General features: G+C 52.4%; 18 protein-coding genes. 16 read left to right on the forward strand and 2 right to left on the reverse strand.

Going from position 1 to position 17,808, the window contains the following annotated elements; translation table 11 throughout:
- The first annotated feature begins 72 nt into the window (after nt 1–72).
- The 11 genes from sucC to V3W27_RS20075 all read left to right on the forward strand — a co-directional run bounded on the left by sucC (nt 73) and on the right by V3W27_RS20075 (nt 13,437).
- Nucleotides 73–1,239 (forward strand): ADP-forming succinate--CoA ligase subunit beta, encoded by a 1,167-nt coding sequence (gene sucC, locus V3W27_RS20025; protein WP_003223015.1) that lies wholly within the window; start codon nt 73–75, stop codon nt 1,237–1,239.
- Complete coding sequence (sucD, locus tag V3W27_RS20030) at nt 1,239–2,120, forward strand: succinate--CoA ligase subunit alpha (protein WP_003223019.1); 882 nt, start codon at nt 1,239–1,241, stop codon at nt 2,118–2,120. The genes sucC and sucD overlap by 1 nt, the downstream gene beginning before the upstream one ends.
- A 190-nt stretch (nt 2,121–2,310) precedes the next feature.
- On the forward strand, nt 2,311–3,777 hold the full coding sequence (gene gmtY, locus V3W27_RS20035) for a gamma-mobile-trio recombinase GmtY (protein WP_330207347.1): 1,467 nt from the start codon (nt 2,311–2,313) through the stop codon (nt 3,775–3,777).
- 2 nt (nt 3,778–3,779) lie between these two features.
- Nucleotides 3,780–6,395: a gamma-mobile-trio integrase GmtZ gene (gene gmtZ, locus V3W27_RS20040; protein ID WP_330207348.1), complete on the forward strand. Its 2,616-nt coding sequence runs from the start codon at nt 3,780–3,782 to the stop codon at nt 6,393–6,395.
- Nucleotides 6,392–7,054: a gamma-mobile-trio protein GmtX gene (gene gmtX, locus V3W27_RS20045; protein WP_330207349.1), complete on the forward strand. Its 663-nt coding sequence runs from the start codon at nt 6,392–6,394 to the stop codon at nt 7,052–7,054. The genes gmtZ and gmtX overlap by 4 nt, the downstream gene beginning before the upstream one ends.
- 3 nt (nt 7,055–7,057) lie before the next feature.
- Nucleotides 7,058–7,495 carry a VPA1267 family protein gene (locus V3W27_RS20050; protein WP_330207350.1) on the forward strand — a complete coding sequence of 146 codons (438 nt, stop codon included), beginning with the start codon at nt 7,058–7,060 and terminating at the stop codon, nt 7,493–7,495.
- A complete protein-coding gene (locus tag V3W27_RS20055; protein WP_330207351.1) occupies nt 7,492–9,819 on the forward strand; it encodes an AAA family ATPase in 2,328 nt (775 codons plus the stop codon). Before V3W27_RS20050 ends, V3W27_RS20055 begins: the two co-directional genes overlap by 4 nt.
- Nucleotides 9,820–9,865: 46 nt before the next feature.
- Nucleotides 9,866–10,417, forward strand: coding sequence for a hypothetical protein (locus V3W27_RS20060; protein ID WP_330207352.1), 552 nt, complete (start codon nt 9,866–9,868; stop codon nt 10,415–10,417).
- 324 nt (nt 10,418–10,741) lie between these two features.
- Nucleotides 10,742–11,065, forward strand: a complete 324-nt coding sequence (locus V3W27_RS20065; protein ID WP_330207353.1) for a helix-turn-helix domain-containing protein — start codon at nt 10,742–10,744, stop codon at nt 11,063–11,065.
- Nucleotides 11,023–11,877: an ImmA/IrrE family metallo-endopeptidase gene (locus V3W27_RS20070; protein ID WP_330207354.1), complete on the forward strand. Its 855-nt coding sequence runs from the start codon at nt 11,023–11,025 to the stop codon at nt 11,875–11,877. The genes V3W27_RS20065 and V3W27_RS20070 overlap by 43 nt, the downstream gene beginning before the upstream one ends.
- A 765-nt stretch (nt 11,878–12,642) precedes the next feature.
- Nucleotides 12,643–13,437, forward strand: coding sequence for a hypothetical protein (locus V3W27_RS20075; protein WP_330207355.1), 795 nt, complete (start codon nt 12,643–12,645; stop codon nt 13,435–13,437).
- 20 nt (nt 13,438–13,457) lie between these two features.
- Here the strand turns inward: V3W27_RS20075 and V3W27_RS20080 are convergent, their stop codons facing one another.
- Complete coding sequence (locus tag V3W27_RS20080) at nt 13,458–13,664, reverse strand: hypothetical protein (RefSeq protein WP_330207356.1); 207 nt, start codon at nt 13,662–13,664, stop codon at nt 13,458–13,460.
- Between the two features lie 18 nt (nt 13,665–13,682).
- Nucleotides 13,683–14,090, reverse strand: coding sequence for a hypothetical protein (locus tag V3W27_RS20085; RefSeq protein ID WP_330207357.1), 408 nt, complete (start codon nt 14,088–14,090; stop codon nt 13,683–13,685).
- A gap of 273 nt (nt 14,091–14,363) precedes the next feature.
- On the opposite strand from V3W27_RS20085, the gene V3W27_RS20090 reads away from it, so the two are divergent.
- From V3W27_RS20090 to V3W27_RS20110, 5 genes are all read left to right on the forward strand, one after another.
- The gene (locus V3W27_RS20090; RefSeq protein WP_330207358.1) at nt 14,364–14,873 is read left to right on the forward strand and encodes a DUF7693 family protein; all 510 of its coding nucleotides are present in this window, start codon (nt 14,364–14,366) and stop codon (nt 14,871–14,873) included.
- A 166-nt stretch (nt 14,874–15,039) separates the two neighbouring features.
- Complete coding sequence (locus V3W27_RS20095; RefSeq protein WP_330207359.1) at nt 15,040–15,720, forward strand: competence protein CoiA; 681 nt, start codon at nt 15,040–15,042, stop codon at nt 15,718–15,720.
- 99 nt (nt 15,721–15,819) lie between these two features.
- On the forward strand, nt 15,820–16,029 hold the full coding sequence (locus tag V3W27_RS20100) for a hypothetical protein (RefSeq protein ID WP_177117323.1): 210 nt from the start codon (nt 15,820–15,822) through the stop codon (nt 16,027–16,029).
- Nucleotides 16,026–16,502 (forward strand): hypothetical protein, encoded by a 477-nt coding sequence (locus tag V3W27_RS20105; RefSeq protein WP_330207360.1) that lies wholly within the window; start codon nt 16,026–16,028, stop codon nt 16,500–16,502. The genes V3W27_RS20100 and V3W27_RS20105 overlap by 4 nt, the downstream gene beginning before the upstream one ends.
- A gap of 157 nt (nt 16,503–16,659) precedes the next feature.
- Nucleotides 16,660–17,592 carry a DUF2971 domain-containing protein gene (locus V3W27_RS20110; protein ID WP_330207361.1) on the forward strand — a complete coding sequence of 311 codons (933 nt, stop codon included), beginning with the start codon at nt 16,660–16,662 and terminating at the stop codon, nt 17,590–17,592.
- Nucleotides 17,593–17,808: the final 216 nt, after the last annotated feature.

Consider the following 17,808-nt stretch of genomic DNA (forward strand, 5'->3'; position numbering starts at 1 on the left):
GTCACAGGTGGCGCGGCACTCATCAAGAGCGCAGCGCCGAATGCGCAGTACCTAACGAAGACGGTAAAAAGCATGAATCTTCACGAGTATCAGGGTAAGCAGCTGTTCGCTGAATACGGCCTGCCAGTTTCCACTGGTTACGCAGTAGACACCCCGGAAGCAGCAGCAGAAGCTTGCGACAAAATCGGCGGCAGCGAGTGGGTTGTCAAAGCCCAGGTCCACGCCGGTGGTCGCGGTAAAGCGGGCGGCGTCAAGCTGGTTCGCAACAAAGAAGACGCCAAGGCCTTCGCACAGCAGTGGCTGGGCAAGCGTCTGGTGACTTACCAGACTGACGCCAATGGTCAGCCAGTCACCAAGATCCTGGTTGAATCGTGCACTGATATCGCTAAAGAGCTGTACCTGGGCGCTGTCGTTGACCGTTCGAGCCGTCGCATCGTGTTCATGGCTTCCACCGAAGGTGGCGTGGACATCGAGAAAATCGCTCACGACACCCCAGAAAAAATTCTGAAAGCCACTATCGATCCACTGGTTGGCGCTCAGCCATTCCAGGGTCGCGAGCTGGCGTTCCAACTGGGTCTGGAAGGCAAGCAAGTTGCCCAGTTCGCCAAGATCTTCGTCGGTCTGGCCAAACTGTTCCAGGATCACGATCTGGCCCTGCTGGAAGTGAACCCGCTGGTGATCAAGGCTGACGGCGATCTGCACTGCCTGGACGCCAAGATCAACATCGACGCCAACGCCATGTACCGTCAGCCTAAGCTGAAGACTTTCCACGATCCGTCGCAAGACGATCCGCGCGAAGCGCACGCTGCCAAGTTCGAACTGAACTACGTAGCCCTGGAAGGCAACATCGGCTGCATGGTCAACGGTGCCGGCCTGGCCATGGGTACCATGGACATCGTCAACCTGCACGGCGGCAAGCCAGCCAACTTCCTCGACGTAGGTGGTGGTGCTACCAAAGAGCGCGTGACCGAAGCCTTCAAGATCATCCTGTCCGACACCAACGTCGCTGCAGTACTGGTCAACATCTTCGGCGGCATCGTTCGCTGCGACATGATTGCCGAAGGCATCATCGGCGCCGTGAAAGAAGTCGGCGTGAAAATCCCGGTTGTTGTTCGCCTTGAAGGCAACAACGCTGAGCTGGGCGCTAAAGTACTGGCAGAAAGCGGTTTGAACATCATCGCTGCTACCAGCCTGACCGACGCTGCTCAACAAGTTGTCAAAGCTGCGGAGGGCAAATAATGAGCGTCCTGATCAATAAAGACACCAAAGTTATCTGCCAGGGTATTACCGGTTCGCAAGGTAGTTTCCACACCCAGCAAGCCATCGAATACGGCACCAAGATGGTGGGTGGCGTAACTCCGGGCAAAGGCGGCACCGAGCACCTGGGTCTGCCAGTGTTCAACACCGTTAAAGACGCAGTCGCAGCCACTGGCGCTACCGCCAGCGTGATCTACGTTCCGGCTCCTTTCTGCAAGGACTCGATCCTGGAAGCTGCTTTCGGCGGCATCAAGCTGATCGTCTGCATCACCGAAGGCATTCCTACCCTGGACATGCTGGACGCCAAAGTTAAGTGCGACGAGCTGGGTGTTACCCTGATCGGCCCTAACTGCCCAGGCGTGATCACCCCAGGCGAATGCAAGATCGGCATCATGCCAGGTCACATTCACTTGCCAGGCAAGGTCGGTATCGTTTCGCGTTCCGGCACCCTGACCTACGAAGCTGTGAAGCAGACCACTGACGCCGGTTTCGGTCAGTCGACCTGCGTCGGCATCGGTGGTGACCCGATCCCGGGTTCGAACTTCATCGACATCCTGAAGCTGTTCCAGGAAGACCCGAAGACCGAAGCGATCGTGATGATCGGCGAGATCGGCGGTTCGGCTGAAGAAGAAGCGGCTGCCTACATCAAGGCACACGTGACCAAGCCGGTTGTTTCCTACATCGCTGGTGTGACTGCTCCTCCGGGCAAGCGCATGGGCCATGCTGGCGCAATCATCTCTGGCGGCAAAGGCACTGCAGACGAGAAATTCGCTGCGCTGCAAGACGCAGGCGTAAAAACCGTGCGTTCGCTGGCAGACATCGGCAAGGCCCTGGCCGAGCTGACCGGTTGGGCTGTCAAGTAAGCCTCGTGCTTGACTGACGCTTCACCAGACAAAGGCCACCTTCGGTTCTTTGCAGCGGTTCAAGATGTACTAGATGTACGAAAAGCCCTCTTGTAGAGGGCTTTTTTAATGCTTGCAGTTTTATCTTCTTGATAGCTGAAAGTGTACTATTGTTACTATCGTCTCTGAGCAGACTCCAGAGGGAATCCGAGTGCCGGCACTGAATACCTATGCGAAGATCGTGGTCGACAATTCGGGTTTCCGTAGCGAAATTCCTATTTTGCTCACCGAACAAGGTGTTGTAACGCCTTTGCTTGACTATCTCCTGCTCATGCATGCGGAGCGCAGTCAGGGTTGGCTGAGCATGGTTGTTAAAGCGACCAAACTGCTGGTTGAGTACATGGAGGCTAACGAAGGGATGTTTTCAAGTCCTAGGGTACTTTTTCAGACCTTCGCTGCTCGGTTATACAGCGGGACAGTAGGAGATGATGGGCTCGACCCTTCTGGTCTCTATTGGATCCCCGCAAGCACTGCGAACGCCAATAAGCATCTGAATGCTCTCAAGGGACTGACGGATTACCTCGCCGATCATCATGGTGTCGATCACATGAACCCGTTGATCACTGCCAACACTCATGATCAGCGCCTTATGTATGCCGCATGGCACCGCAGGAATCAGAACGATTTTTTAGGCCATGTAGCGAACAAAACCGTGAACGATACAGTTGGCAGGGTTAGGTATGTCAAAGGTCGGCGGGCTTTAAGTCGGGTTGAGGATGATGCAGTTGCCTTTCCAGAGCCTTTGTTTGAGCGTTTTTATCTGGAAGGCCTTGGCGGCGCTAAGGATCGTCGTTGCGCTGTCCGAGACCAATTAATCGCAATCATGATGCACGGTGCCGGTCTTCGTGAAAGTGAACCGCTCCATCTCTGGGTACAGGATGTCACCGACGACCCGCACGATGATACGAAAGTCATTGTTCGTATCTATCATCCGGAGGACGGAAAAGCGCCTGATGGCTGGAAGAGTCGTACAGGAAAGTCCAATCGCTCGGCCTACCTGCGAGAGGTATACGCGCTTCCTCCACGTAACCGGTTGAGAGGTACTAAGCGCGTAGGCTGGAAAAACCGGTCGCCAGACCATCGTGATGGCTTCATCCAGCTTTACTGGTTCCCATCTGATTTTTCTCGCCTTTTTCTCAAATTGTGGCGCGAGCATTTACGTTACCTAGTAGGCGTTGAACGCTACCACCCTTATGCGTTTGTATCTTACGAAAAGAAAAGTTTAGGGCAGCCCTACACTCTTAATGCTTTCAACGAGAACTACGCAGCAGCGCTGGCCCGACTCGGCATGTTACCGGCCAAAGTTGAAGGTCGCTCCCCGCATGGTCATCGGCACGCTTATGGACGACGAATGACTCGCGCTGGAATTGATCCGGTCATGCGCAAGAAGGCCCTGCATCATTCATCGCTTGAATCTCAAGCCGTATACACGTCCCCAGGAATCGCAGATGTCAGTCACGCTTTGACTGAGGCTAGCCAGCGTCTGGAAGCTTCACCAGAGCCTCAAGGTAGCCCCGTTTCTTCCTTTACCAACTGGGACGAGTTGCTGAAAACCGGATTTGAAGACATCGATCCAGCTGGACTTCTGTCAGGCGCAAACGCCAAACTAAGGAAATAATAATGGTTTCGCCACAAAAGATTTCAAAAAAGAATGGTAGAAGCACCGATATTACGTTTTCTTGGTTGACCAGTGAGCACGGCGCTAAATGGGAAAGTTGGCGTGCTTTGATATCCAGTTGGATTGTGAGTCAGCATGAGGCACTTAGTTGGAAGATTAGAGCGCTGATAATACTTTCTAAAGATTATTTGCCAATTGTGACCGGCGCCCATAATCCGTATGATTTTTTCACGATGGGCAAGAATAATGCTCTACCAGATCTGTCACAAATGCTCCAGGGGTCTCAACAGCTAGCAGGAGCAGCGAGAACTCAGAACTATATCGTTGATTTTCTTGACTGGGTGATCGCTAATCATTTTAGCGAGCCTGATGACGAAGGCCGTATGTTGCCAATCGTAAACAATCCTTTCACGAAGGCTAGCAAAAAAGGGCTTAATTTTACTGAGGCTGTAAGCAATCCATTGCCTTATGCCTACATTAAGGATGTGAGGAAGATCCTTTGTCCTCAGCCGTTCGGAAATTTTTCCGACTGGAGTTGGTCGCATGGAGTGTTTACTCATGAACGATCAGATGGAAGCTCAGCGAATAATGCTGGGGACTGGTTTGAAGTTAATCAGTCTCTTATTGATACGTCTGATCTCGACTGTGTGTGGCGCACACGTACTGTGTTGCGGCGTGATGGTAGTACGGTGGCGCGGAAAATACAAATTTACGAAATGTGGTCTCCTGTTCGCTCAGTTGCTTTGCTGGTAAAGTTGCACTTACCATTGCGTACCTATCAGGTTCGTTTTTTGGACTCAGGAGAGGCCGACACCTGGCGATACCATCAAGGCGAATGGGTGATTAATGATAAGCATGGTTTCAAGTTAGGCACTGAAAAGAATCCATGGAATCGTGGTGTGTTTTGCCGTATTCGTAGTGCGGATATCGGCGATATTATGACTGGATTGTACGTTAATACCAATAAGACTGCCGATCAAAATAAAGATGATCGCGAGCGTGGTTATACAATTCCCTGGCAGCATGCAGAAGTATTGCATTGGCTGGAAAAGCTTAGGAACTGGCAAGAAAACTATAATCCTATCTGTGAGCAAACTGCTTGCACGGATTTGCAATCTAAGTTTTTTGGCAAGGCGAAGTCGGAGCAAGCGCGCCGCGAGATGGGTTCGATCTGTTTCCTTTTTCGCAATCCTTGTGAGAGAGAAGGAGATCGGGATAAGCCTATCACTTCCGCTCAGCTATCAACTCATTGGTATCGGCTGCTGAGTGCATTAGAGGAGCAAATCGCTGAGCGGGGACAGACCCTTAGCGACGGCTCCCGCATTCGCTTCGTTCGGCAATACCCAGCTGATTCTAACGAGGTGAAAGTTGTAACAGAATTTCCAATGCACAGCCTAAGAGTGTCTTTGCTGACGTGCTATGCAATGGAGGGGCAGGTGCCTATGCCGGTTTTGTCAAAACTCTTGGCAGGCCACTCACGACTTCTTATGACGCTCTATTATGTCAAGCCCACTGTAGCAATGATGTCCGAGGCTATGGACATTGCGACTGTAAGGCTGGAAGCTCATCAGGCTGACACCCTCCGTATTTTTCTGCGTGATGCAGACCTTCGACAAATTAGTTCACGAACTGCATATCGAGATGAGGCTTCACTGCAAGCAGTGCTGGTGAACCGCAACCCGGTTGGCTGGGAATATCGCCACATTGGGTTGTGTCTGGTTGGTGGGAACACATCAAGATCTGATGAGGTTGGCAGTGTGGGTGGGTGTTGGAATGGTGGAGAGCCCATCAGAGATGTTTATGGCCCTGTTCCTAACGGCCCTGAAAATTGTATTCGGTGCCGCTGGTTTATCACCGACGCAACCTATCTGGACGCCTTGAGGGCACACTTTAACTCGATCAGCTACAAAGCTTCCCTTGCGGCTAACTTGGCGGTTGAGCATGAGCAGGTTCGGGATAGTCTTTTAGATGCCCGATACCATGCAGTAGAGCAAGGACTTCCATTTTTAGATCAAAGTCTGCTGCAGGAGGCAGAGCGGCGATATGAAAAGCAAATTGTACTTGCGGATTTACTGGCTAAAGATCTGGTGGCCTGTTTTCAATTGATTGGGCGCCTAATTTCAGTAGAGCAAGCTAGGGAAAGCGGTGACAACAGCAAGAAAATAGTTGCTGTGGGTAGCATGCAAGATATTCATCAGCCGATTAGCTTCATCGAAACTGATTCAGAGCTGCTTCAATTGTCGCAGATCTGCAACGACGCTGAGATTTATCCCGATTTGGCTGACGATCTCAGAAAGACTCCGGCGATTGAAAAGCGCTCAAGAACACTGAATCGGCTGCTAATGAAAAATGGCTATACGCCTGTTTTCATGCAAATGGATGAGCGTATGCAGCTCATTGCTGGCAATGCCATGATGCGAGCGATGGCCCGGAAAGTAGCGCCAAATGACCAGCTGGAAGGCTTTACCTGCGTATCAGGGCTACTTGAGGCCGGACAACACATGAAACTCCTCCCAGAGGGCATCAAAGCCCTAAAAGAGGTATACCAAGGCCCGGTGATGAAGTTGTCCGATCTAATCGCAACTTCAGGGAAAACCGTTTCTGGACTCGACCCATGATTGATGCTCAGGCGATCTTCGAAGATCTCAAATCGCAAGCCTCAACCCGACAGGCGAGATCGCTCAGCGTTCTCAATGACGTGCTGAAGGCGCGGCATGCGGCAGGCGAGCGGAATTTCTCGATTGCAGAAATTGCGCGCTTGTCGGTACAGCGAGGAGGCCCGAGCGCCCAAACTATTCGAAATAAGACGGGGCTGGTCTTTCGGCAGCTCATTGAGGCTTGGGCTGCCCACGCTGGCGCCTCAATGAAAGCCCCCTTCAATCCTCTGTCCAAGGCTAATCGGGTTCCGAAGGATTACGAGCTACTTACGCGACTCTCGGATCCCGCTATGCGAGCCATCTTTGGTCAGATCATTGCTGAGCGTAACCGCTATCGCAATGAGCTCAATACCCTCAAGGCGCACAGTGAGCTGATTGTGGACAGGAGACCCGTGCAACATTTCGATCAGCCCATAGAAAGCGGTGCCGTACAGCTCGTCCAGACATTGAACCTCAATGAAATGGAAGTCGAAGCGTTGAAGGCTGCTATTTCGGACGAGTTTTTTGAGTACCATGAATGGACTGTCAGCGCAGCCGGCCAGGTCAAGGACGAAAATAAGCGCGAAATCTACAAGCACGGATACGTGAATGCCATCAAAAAGGTTCTCAAGGAGATCTGAGCTATGGCAAGTGGTCAACAGGTAGCCGCGCAGAATCTGAAAGCTTTCTTATCTTGGTCAGCATCGAAGTCAGACGATGACTTTTGTGAGTATGTCCACCGAGGCAAGCTCAAGCGTTCAGTAATTTCCGCAGAATGCGGCTTCGGTAAGAGCGCACTGATACAGAATCCAGCTATCAAAAGTGCGCTGGAAGCGCTTGAGGCGCGACTTAAGGACGCTGGCGTCTTGGCCGATCAAAATCCCGCAGTTTCTCTCTCTAGCCAAGAGCCACCAATGCGTGATCGTGAAGCCAAGCAACACCATCAGGATAGCCAACGGCTGAATTCCTTGGAGTTCGAAAACGCGTCTCTGCGTACTGAGTTAAACCAAGTTAAAGCCCTGCTTGAGAGATACAAGTTGATGTCTTCCTTCCTGGAAGAAACTGGACGGCTGCCACGATGAATGCCCCCGCCCAAAAATTGCTCAATGCCACAATTCGTATCACCCGTGTGCGGTCGAAGAGCCGTCGTAGCTGTATCGCCTTCGGACACCGTGTCGACCTCTCAGCCGGCCTGTGCGACCGCGCCACTGCGCTGGTGATCAGCGTTCCCAGTACCATCATCGATCCTGGAAACATCTCCGTTGGGGGTATCTACGAGGTCTATGGTGAGACACGGAGCATCCAACATGCCCATGGCTCCTATATCGTCACGGAAACGCAGATAGCGGTTCAGGACATTCGCCTTGTTCGCCCTTCCGGTAGTCAAGTAATTCAGTGGATTGCTGATCATGTGACCGGTATCCGTGAGGTCAAAGCCACCAAGCTATGGGATGCTCATGGCGAGCGGCTGTATGACATGCTGGATAATCGGGATCACGACGCAGTGCAGTCGGTCATTCCGTCTGAACACCTTCGCTCGGGCCTCTTCGATAAGTGGGCCGAAGATGGAGACTCCAATACTCTGCGCTTCGTCCAGGAGCACGATATACCTCTAGATCTGGCCAGGAAGGTAATCAAATTTCACAAGAAGAACACCACCGGTGCGCTGACTGAAGATCCTTACCGGCTTCTGAGCTTTGAGGGAAGCTGGGATCGTGTCGACAGCATCGCTCGAGCCAAATTCGGCGTAGTCCTCAATGACCCGCGCAGGCTCGCTGCAGCTTTGGAAGAAGCTCTCTATCGAGTAGCTAGCAAAGGTCACACCTGTGCCACCTTGAAAGACCTTCTTGGCACGGTCAATCGGCTAGTTGCGCCGTATCTAGCTCCCGAAGCAGCTTTGGACGAAGCACTTCTTCGGGGCAAAACCACTGGCCAATTCGTAACGCGTCAAGCAGTCAACGGTGATCTGTTTTTGCACGCCCCCGGTGCCTTCCTCATGGAGCGTCAATGTGCTGAGTTCATCACTGAGCTGCTCCGTAACCTGGATACACCGCAACAACTCTTTCCAGCTGACATCGATGCTGTGATCGATGACTTTGAAAGTCATGAACGAACGCACCTCGGGGTTCCAAGCTTTGCTCTGAACGAGGCTCAAAAGGCAGCAATCCGGACGTCTTTCGAAAATCGCTTCAGCATCATCACGGGCGGAGCTGGAGTTGGTAAGACAACGGTACTCAAAGCGTTGTACCGAGTCTTGGATACATTGGGTCGGCCATGCTTCCAGATGGCACTGGCGGGGCGGGCAACAGCCCGTATGGCAGAGGCGACTCACAGAGAGGCGATCACCATTGCGGGCTTTTTGCGCCGCGTCACTAATAAAGACATGGGGCCATCCCCAATCATCGTGATCGACGAAGCCTCAATGCTCGACTTGGTGGCTTTCCATCGCCTGGTCTGTAAGCTTCCAGCTGGCGCTCACCTCATCCTTGTGGGAGACCCGTATCAACTTCCACCTATTGGGGCTGGTCTTGTCTTGCACGTGCTTTGTGATTTGCCAAGCATGCCGAAGACGGAGCTCACTGAAGTTAAACGCCAGGCTAAAGGATCTGCCATTCCCGCTGCAGCGAAGGCGATCAGGGAAGGTCGCTGGCCAGCGTTCTCGACAAATACAGCGGACGATGTAGTGTTCATCCGTTGCTCCGATGATCAGGTCATCCCGACCATCCTAAAGCTCTACGAACAGGATCGTGACGACACCCAAATACTCGCCGCAACGCGCTCATGTCAATTTGCTGGGGTAGAGGCCATCAATCGGATCTGTCACGTCCGGTACGCTGGACACGGACGTCATCTAATGGCCGTCAATCCGTCAACCGGCGATGTTGAAGCGACCGGCTTCTGCGAAGGCGATCTGCTGCTGTACACCGCTAATAGCTGGCAGCGCAACTTGCAGAACGGCTCGTTGGGCAAGCTCATTGAGGTTTTCGATAAACCGCAAAACATAAACCTGGGTGACGATGAGAACCCTGACATTCGAATAGGGTTGGGGCGAGCGATCTACGAAGGTGTAGACCACTACGTCCTCGACAGCGACGTGGACATAATCCAGCACGCTTATGCAATCACCGTTCACAAAGGCCAGGGTAGCCAGTTCAAACGGGTGATTGTGCCAGTACGCAAATCACGAGTGCTTGATCGCACCTTCATCTACACGGCTACGTCCCGAGCTGAGGTTCAGGTGATTCTGGTTGGGGACATCGAAGCAGTGAAGGAGGCGGTCGCGCTGCCGCCGAAGGCATTTAGTCGACAGGTTGGCCTTAGCCAAATGTTAATTGCCAGAAATAAAGATACCGCCCATATCACACCTTTTGAGCCAGCCTCAGGCGATGAGCCATGTCAGTGGTAGCCTTTGTACTCACCACTGCTAAACCAAGACAGCATCTGGAGCAACAATGACCAACCTCCGGCGGCTAAATGCCTGGCTATTCCCCGACCGCCGTTCCGAGCGGGAAAAAGCTCGTGAACGCGAGTTCATCTTGGCAGCAAACAGCCTGAAGACCCTTTCGGTCACCGACCGGGGCGGCATGTCTATCGATCCCGAAGAGTTCCGCGAACAGATAATCGCCTCACGTGAGCAGTTGAAGCATCTTGTCCACAATCCAGGAGCGCCTAGCGGATCATTCAAGGCAGCAGGGGACGTCCAGGTGGAGCAGGAAGCGAGTCCCGCCGTTGAGGCTCCAGTGAGTGCCATGGACTGTATCGAGGTGGTGGCTTGGCGTCGGTTGGAGACCGGCGCTACCGTGCGATACGTGTGCCTTCAGTCTACAAGTACGGGGCGATTTGCTGTCGCTACAGCCAGTCTGTTCACAGAAGCCATAGAGTGTCTACCGACTTGGGTTGACGGTAATACCAACAGGCAAATCGCGAATGCTCTACAGCCCGGTGATCTCCAGTGGTACGCGGCTTTGAGTGAGGCGATGGATGCTTGGGATGCCGAGCTTTGATGACCCTGCGCTTTCGGTTGGGGCGTGTCCCTACTGGAAGCGGCTGTCTTGTACCGAGCCTCGGCGGTGCCAAGGTCTCGGCTCTTCGGGCTTCCGTCCTCACGCCTGCGCGCTCCGCTTACCCGCTGGTTCCTTGCATTGATTTTCCGGTGACGGCGGAGATGCGTCAGGCAGCGTGATTACCTCCCCAGTCGAACTGCAAACGCTATTTGCCCAGGTTCTGATAGCTGGCCGCTGACCTGCGCCCATCGGGTGGGGCTATAGCCAGACCATGCCAAATACATTTAGGATCAGACGGTCCCGATCAGGAGAGTGGGTGTAGCAATGAATCTAACTGTTTTGGGTTCAAAGCTGTCTCGGTATCGCGAGCAGCTTGCGATGAGCAAGGAGGAGGTAAGTGCAGCCACCCGCATCCCCCTTGAGCGCCTGCTGTCAGTTGAAGCTGGCTCCCAAGCGCCTACTGGTGATGAAGTGCTTATCCTGGCCGACTTCTACCACTGCAACTTCAAATTCTTCATCTCGAACGAGCACTCGCCCCTTTTGAACAGACCGAAATCCTGTATCGCAGGCACGGCGCTGAATTCACCAAGGAGGATCGACGATCTGTGCAGGAATTCCTGTACCTCTGCGAAACAGAAGACTTCTTGATGAGAGAGCTTAATGCAAGGCAGCTCGAGTTTCCCGCGCCCCAGGCTTCCGGGCATTTTAAAAATGATGGGATCCGAGCGGCTGAAGCCTTTCGCCGCTTCAACCAGCACGCTAGCAATGCCGTTCCTCGGGATGTGTACCAAGAGATTCGCCAGACCGGCGTGCACGTATTTCGTCGGAAGCTTGGCAATTCCAACATATCAGGGCTCTTCCTAGCTCACCCTACGGCTGGGAAGTGCATTCTGGTCAACTACAGCGAAGACGTATACCGGCAACGGTTTAGCGCGGCACATGAGTTTGCTCACGCTCTTTTTGATGCGCAAACTGGCCCCAGTATCACGTATTCCCGTGCGGCTAAGGATGATCTTGTAGAAGTGAGAGCAAACGCTTTTGCTTCCCGGTATTTAATGCCTCCAGAGTTCCTTCGACAGCTCCCTGACCCAGAACAATGGACGCAGGCAAATACCGAGCATTGGGCTAATCAATTGCGTGTCAGCTGCGTTGCGTTGGGCGTAGGTCTGAAGTCAGAGGGACTTATTAGCGCGCTAGCATTGCAGCGAATAAAGTCTTACCGCGTGCCGAGAGAACTTAAGATTGATCCCGAATTACCGGCTCAGTTGACGACGCATCAACGTGAACGTAAGGCCAGGTTACTGGAGAAGGGGCTATCTGATAGTTACGTAGCGCTATGTCTGGACGCTGAGAGTCGTGGCGTCATAACCCAGGGGCGTCTGGCTGAAGCCTTGCTTTGTGACTTGGGAGGGCTTCAAGAGTTGCTCAGCCTTTATGGAAGATCCTCCAATGGCCATTGACCCGTCCCGCTTCCATTTGATCAATGTGACAGACACCTGTTCGGTATGGAATGTCCTATCGTCTAGCACCCTGTACCGCGCTGCGCTGGCTGCGCAATGCCACTTCTGCGTCACGGAGTTCGTGAACTACGAGTGTCTAGTAAAGCCCCGCACATCACCAACCGACGCTGGCCGCGAGCTGCAGCGTCGACTAATTGATGCGCGTGAAAAGGGCCAGTTCCCGGTACATGCTTGCAGTCTCGATGATCTTCAAGCCATCAGTAGGTTGGAAAACCTTAGGCGTCTTGGAAAGGGGGAGTTGTCCTCTATCGCATTCGCCATGAGTCGTGGTTTGGCTGTGATGACCGACGATCAGGGTGCTAGAAAGCTTTCGGCGGCAGCAGGGAGCCATCCCACGCAGACGACTCCGCACCTGCACAGTTGGCTGATTTTTCATCGCAAATTGGATGACGCAGATCATTCCAACGTGATGACACAACACATAAGCATGGAGGGCTGTATTGCGCCTCACCTCGCAGACGCCTACGGCTTAGCTTTGCAGTGCGCTCGGAACGCGCATCCTCCAGAACCTAAGCAGGCTTAGCGTAGATGTCGCTTGCTCAGTAATGAGCTCTTTAAGTTTGACGCGACCTTGATAGTCCCTCAATTCACCCTCCATTTCAGGACAAGATGAAAACCACAGATAGTCATGGGCCATCACTGTGGATAGGATGAGTTTTCAGGCGAGCAAAGCTTGTAACATCACATAATTAAGGAATAAGAAATATGAGCTCTGAATTGATGACCACCGCAGTGTGCTGGGAGGTGGGCGCCAACGTGTCGGCAGAGTACGCAAAAGACAACTCCGCTTTCTATTATTTTTGTCCTGAACCGAACTGCTTGGAAAAGGTCGTCCCTGCGCAAAGGAACAACAAATTCTTTAGGGCACCAAACAGGCATGTCACGGGATGTAAGAACGAAAAAGAGTCCATTGAGACCTCCAATGTTCAGGGAGAACAAAAAAAAGTTGCAATGGCAGTAGCCCCTACAATTATCCCAAGCCACTTAGGCGCAGTTCCTACTACGAAAAAAAAGGCCATGCCTACGCGAGCACAAATGCTTGCGCTTGCCCAACAAGTTCAGAGCTCTCCAGCAATCCACCCTGGCACGCTACAGGAAGTTGTCGATGCTTGGAGAATTTTGAGCATGAACGAACGAATCGAGCATCAGCTCCATGTTGAAAATGAGCCATCTAATTACTTTGATGCATTCGTTCCGTTGAGTCACGCTGGGGAGGATATCAACTCAGCAAGCTGGAACAGTTCTATTGTTTTTGGAGCCGCATCGGTTGAGTTGTTTAACGGCTCGTTCTACATCAAAACATTCCGTAAGTTTTCGAGTGATGCTAACAGAGCACAAATCCGGATTAGAGTAAGATCTAGTGAGCCCTATTTTGACCTCCTAAAAGATGGCGAAAAAGTAACGCTATTCTTGCGCACATCCACACCTACCATAGATGCCAGAAATAAGTTTTTCGAAATTCAACCCTCGACGCGCTATAGCGGCTTCGCTATAGCTTAACAACTCGACGGTGAGGAGTTTTACTCGCACCAGGGCCCCCACGTTGGCGGGTTATCCACGATATCGATGGACGTGCTGAGCTCGTACTGAATGTGTTCGAAGACTCTGTCGAGACGTGGATGAGCTTTCGACTCTCGCAGGGCGTTCACAAACTCCAATAGCTCCCGCCCTTGAGCCACCGGCATTTGGATATCGCAATACACGGTGTCATCGCCGTCTCGCTCCACGTCTATTCTCCGTTTGCATCAATCCAGCTTGGGCTTACTGCAGGCAGCTCTGTGTGCCTCGAGGTGTTGCATCTCTGTTTCCCAGCAAGCCAAAAATTTATCCCAGTCTGAGGCGTATGGCCTATCAAGCAACCTGGTGGAGCCGATACTTGCCTGAACGAAGCGCTCCCTCCAGGGCTGCGGGATAGTCTGCTCCAAAATGATGTCGATTCCAGAGTGGTGATGCTGCACCGTGACACAATCCCGAAGCTTGTTGAGCTCAAGTGCCTTGTCAGCATTGGGGGAGTATTTACGTTCTTGAAGCTCAAGGTCATCAAGGATGGATAAAGCTTCGAACGCCTTCGGATCACCTGGAGCTATGTTCTCAATCATCCACAAAGCCTTTCGTCTCTTGGCCTCCAGTTCGCGGAGTTCATCGTCGGGCATTCGAGTTACCTATTGTTAGCGTTGATGGCATGCCGCCTGCGGCGTCAGGCTGCCGTGAATCGAGCCCCGCCAAGGCTTGTCTCGCCCCCTGCGGGCTCGCATCCCTCACGCCTGCGCGCTCCGCTTGCTTGGCGTCTGAGCCTCTGTGAAGCATAGATCGCAACGCATCGTACCCTCATGATTCGGAGCTCGGCATCGCTATTCGAAGCGTTCTGTTATCGTTCTAAAAGTAATTAAGTCGCTCTTAGTCATCAGCCTTCTGGGGAGCCGGGAATGGACACAACTCGACGCGTACCAGGCAGAGCCTACCAAACGGTTCGCGATCCCGAGCGTCTGCTCATTGAAGAGCGCGCCGAAGCTCTATCTGCTGCAGGCTACCCGTTGCCAGATGATGATCCGGCTATGTACGCTGAGCAATTGTTGAAAGAGGCCAGAGCGGCAGCTCGTTCGTCGCAGCTCGATGGCGTTACCGAAGAGACTCCACTCTCAGCGCGAGAGGTCAGCCAAGTGCTGAGGGAGGTAGCTCTTGGCCGGCTAATTATGGTTAGAGCCTGCGAGCGGGGATGGGACGAAATTTATGCGGAGCGCTTCCAAGTTAATGTCGAAGGTTGGCGAATTTCTATTCATAACGACCGCGATGAGCTGGACTACTGCGAGGAGTGCATAAGCCCTGACGGGCGGCGCTGGTCTTTTGACTCGGGAGATCGCTTTGGCACAGATCCCATTGCTATGCTTAGCACATGGGAGCATCAAACGCTTGAGCGTCTCCTGAAGGCGATTTAAGTGGGAGCACCCTCCGCCTCCTGCTTCTTTACGCATTTACGCAGGCCTGCCGGGCTGCTAGGACGACTTCCGTGTTCAGATATTGTCTTTCGTCCTGTGGGTCACAAGGTACTGACAACTAGGAAGTTAAGAGCTACCGCCCCCATTTTTATCATCAAGGAAGAAAATGAAATACTCATTGCTTGAAGGCGCTCGTGTAGAGGCCACTCCAAAAGCACGTGGTGTTTGCAGTTTTTGTGGTTCCCAGACCGTCGCTAAATGCGGGAACCATGTCGTCTGGCATTGGGCTCATAAACGTTTGGACAATTGCGATCCGTGGTGGGAAACGGAAACGGCATGGCATCGCGATTGGAAGAATATGTTCCCAACCGAGTGGCAGGAAGTTGTGTTGCAAGCATCCTCAGGGGAGCGACATATAGCAGATGTCCGAACTCCTTCAGGGATGGTTATTGAGTTTCAGAGATCGACGATACATCCCGAAGAGGTCAACGCGAGGCAAAACTTCTATCAAAATATGATCTGGGTGATCGATGGCACGCGAACTGAGTTCGACAGGTACAACTTCAGAATGGGTTTGTCGAAAGTGTCGGAGAATGGACTGGCTTCATTTAGCTGGTATTCCCGCAGCAAGCTCTTTGCTCGCTGGTTGGTTTCCAAACCCGTGTTCATCGACTTTGGCCCCGATTTTGGTATATGGCGCGTCTTAAGATTCGATCCGACTCAAAAGCATGGAGTGGTGGCTTACACACCGAAGGAAAAGCTGGTCGAATGGATCACCCACGGCACCACCGATTTCAGCTTCAACGGAGGCCCGGCCTCTGATAGATCCGTTACGGCGGATCAATAAAAACCGACCAAGTGCATAGGGGAATGGTCGTCATGATTAGTTCAAAGTTGCTGACTTCTCTCTGAGCTATGCTGGGTCGTAATCAAGGAGTCCACGTAGATGCCCGGTGAATACTCGCTGTCAGACGTTCTGGAAAGAATGTGCCAAAACCAGCTAGCCCTCGAGGCGGCTCTCATGGAGCTAACCCTCCATGTGGAGGCCCAGGGACATGCGGAAGTTGGCGACAACGTTCGTGGTGCGCTTTACACGATTGGTGAGAATGCTGGTCATATCAAACAGGGGCTGGCCCGGCTCAAAAAGCTTCCATGACCCAGCCGCTCTTCGATTTTGATCTCAAACGCGTTTCACTTGAGCATTATATTACTGGGAAAGCTGCTATCAACTTCCCGCACCATGAAAGCCCCACTGGTGGGTGGCATTTCCTGTCCTACTTCGACCGGGATTCGGGCGTAGCGAAAGTGTCTTTGGCAGGTATTCACTATCCTGACACCACGGGATTTTTTGGCGACGCGGGCGTCATTGACGTAACTGAACAACTGGCCAAGCGCGGTTGGTTTTTAGACGGGCAACTGCTCTTCATGGCGGATCACTACCGAGCGGCGGGGGATATGATTGTGAGATGGGCCCTGAGCGAATCCGAGCACTGCAATATCGAGATTGACGAGTGGTTTCCATCCCTGACGGAAAAGCAGCGACTACTCAAGATGCTCGACTTGGCCAAGCCGAAGCTTTTTGAGGTTGGCAGGATCTACAAAGTGGAGACTTGGCTGGATTCCCAGTGATGTCGCTGCATTGTGGGTCAGGACGCAGCATGAATTTCTAGGAGTAGAACGGACGCATCAAGGTGTCCGGAGTTGGGCAAAAAATCAGGCTGGAGTAAGCGTGTTACGACGAAATTATGCTGTTTGATATTTCTTACGATTTGCCAAGGATGCCAAAATGGAAGCTCCAAAACGGTTGTACAAATACAAAGCATTCAGTGCGCTAACCGTCGATTTACTGGTATCGGACAAGATCTACTTTGCCGATCCTGCTTCGTTCAATGACCCGCTTGACACAAAGCCCTGTATTAACCCGGATCTTCCTGTTGATCAGCTCGAACACACACTTCGAAAGCTAATAGAGAACAGGATCTCTGCGGAGATGGCAGCCGCTGCTAAGGCGATAATGTATCGAGGCCCTAAGACCGTAGGTCACATCCAGCGGCATAGTAAGCGTCAAGCAGAGCGGATTATTGCGGACATTGCTTATAATGCGACCAATCCTGAATATCGTAATATTTCTCCCAGTCCACAAGTTCAGCTCTTAACCTACCAGTTACAGATTGAGCTCATTCAAGCATACGACAAGGGAGTGCTCTCGCTCGCAACAAGAAACTCCTGCCCTCTTATGTGGAGCCACTATGGAGACCAGCACCATGGCCTTTGTATCGGTTACGAAGTTCCTGTAGACGCTCAGAAGAATCTTCATAAAGTGGAATATGGGGGAAGCCGGCTCATTGACGCAAGCAGAGTGGCCGCAATGCTTGACGGCGATGATGCGGCCCGAAAGGAAGTGGATGCTTCGGTGTTACTGCGTAAAGCTCAAGACTGGCGGTATGAGAAAGAATGGAGATTGATAGGACGCCGAGGCCTATCAGACTCACCGCTGGAAGTAACTGACGTGACCTTTGGCACGCGTTGCATAGACTCGGTCAAACACACGGTTATCAAAGCATTAGAGGGGCGGGATAAACCTATTAAAATGTATGAGATGCGTGAGATTTATGGAACCTTTAAACTCAAAAGGTTCGCATTGAACGAACAGGAGCTTGCAGTCTCATATCCCCACCGCGCGCGTTCTGCAGCAGAGTTTTTTGACCGACTGGAATAAACGGGCGTTCGTTAAGTGATTTACCGCTCACCGCTACCCTGCGAGTTCACTGGCTCTATGAGGAGCCGCAGGTGAATATCGGGTAAGCTCATCCAGCGATGGCTATTCATAGCCATCGCCCTATAGTCCTTAGCTGCATCCCCCAGGATGCCTCATTCTGAGACTGCGGGTGCGGATACCCGCCTTTGGAGCTACCCAAGCGATCTTGAAGAGCGG

This window comes from Pseudomonas sp. AM14(2022), assembly GCF_036346455.1.
GTDB lineage: Bacteria > Pseudomonadota > Gammaproteobacteria > Pseudomonadales > Pseudomonadaceae > Aquipseudomonas > Aquipseudomonas putida_A.

Excerpts from the sequence above, each read along its gene's own strand:
- gmtZ (WP_330207348.1), top strand. The coding sequence starts at position 3,780 with ATGGTTTCGCCACAAAAGATTTCAAAAAAGAATGGTAGAAGCACCGAT.
- V3W27_RS20050 (WP_330207350.1), top strand. The coding sequence starts at position 7,058 with ATGGCAAGTGGTCAACAGGTAGCCGCGCAGAATCTGAAAGCTTTCTTA.
- V3W27_RS20075 (WP_330207355.1), top strand. The coding sequence starts at position 12,643 with ATGAGCTCTGAATTGATGACCACCGCAGTGTGCTGGGAGGTGGGCGCC.
- V3W27_RS20095 (WP_330207359.1), top strand. The coding sequence starts at position 15,040 with ATGAAATACTCATTGCTTGAAGGCGCTCGTGTAGAGGCCACTCCAAAA.
- V3W27_RS20055 (WP_330207351.1), top strand. The coding sequence starts at position 7,492 with ATGAATGCCCCCGCCCAAAAATTGCTCAATGCCACAATTCGTATCACC.
- V3W27_RS20110 (WP_330207361.1), top strand. The coding sequence starts at position 16,660 with ATGGAAGCTCCAAAACGGTTGTACAAATACAAAGCATTCAGTGCGCTA.
- sucD (WP_003223019.1), top strand. The coding sequence starts at position 1,239 with ATGAGCGTCCTGATCAATAAAGACACCAAAGTTATCTGCCAGGGTATT.
- V3W27_RS20065 (WP_330207353.1), top strand. The coding sequence starts at position 10,742 with ATGAATCTAACTGTTTTGGGTTCAAAGCTGTCTCGGTATCGCGAGCAG.
- V3W27_RS20085 (WP_330207357.1), bottom strand. The coding sequence starts at position 14,090 with ATGCCCGACGATGAACTCCGCGAACTGGAGGCCAAGAGACGAAAGGCT.
- gmtX (WP_330207349.1), top strand. The coding sequence starts at position 6,392 with ATGATTGATGCTCAGGCGATCTTCGAAGATCTCAAATCGCAAGCCTCA.
- V3W27_RS20060 (WP_330207352.1), top strand. The coding sequence starts at position 9,866 with ATGACCAACCTCCGGCGGCTAAATGCCTGGCTATTCCCCGACCGCCGT.
- V3W27_RS20090 (WP_330207358.1), top strand. The coding sequence starts at position 14,364 with ATGGACACAACTCGACGCGTACCAGGCAGAGCCTACCAAACGGTTCGC.
- V3W27_RS20105 (WP_330207360.1), top strand. The coding sequence starts at position 16,026 with ATGACCCAGCCGCTCTTCGATTTTGATCTCAAACGCGTTTCACTTGAG.
- V3W27_RS20100 (WP_177117323.1), top strand. The coding sequence starts at position 15,820 with ATGCCCGGTGAATACTCGCTGTCAGACGTTCTGGAAAGAATGTGCCAA.
- sucC (WP_003223015.1), top strand. The coding sequence starts at position 73 with ATGAATCTTCACGAGTATCAGGGTAAGCAGCTGTTCGCTGAATACGGC.